This window comes from Pseudoalteromonas sp. 19-MNA-CIBAN-0066, assembly GCF_040308705.1.
In the GTDB taxonomy this organism is placed as follows: domain Bacteria; phylum Pseudomonadota; class Gammaproteobacteria; order Enterobacterales; family Alteromonadaceae; genus Pseudoalteromonas; species Pseudoalteromonas nigrifaciens.
Genome location: NZ_JBEONZ010000172.1, coordinates 1 through 280, shown reverse-complemented (window position 1 = coordinate 280; position 280 = coordinate 1). Strand labels below are relative to the sequence as shown.

The window sequence follows — 280 nt, the reverse complement described above, 5'->3', positions numbered from 1 at the left end:
CATTACAGCGCCTTTTTTAATACCGATGGTAACCACAAAGCCATTGTAAATATTAATAATTTATCGCGAGTGTTTAGCGCAGCTAACGCAAAACAAACATTTAATTTTAGCCAATCAAGCTACTTAAGCACCTTTAATCAATATGTATATCAAGGAATATTGCATATTTGGATTGGTATTGATCATATTTTATTTTTAATCGCCTTATTACTTACCTGCGTACTTACCCGCACCGAAAAACAATGGCAAGGTATTAGCTCAAAAAAACAAATTATTAAAC

General features: G+C 32.1%; 1 protein-coding gene. It reads left to right on the top strand.

Translation table 11 applies throughout. The features are described 5' to 3' along the window. The coding region (locus AAEZ18_RS18685; RefSeq protein WP_352255886.1) for a HupE/UreJ family protein at nucleotides 1–280 on the top strand (280 nt) is incomplete at both ends.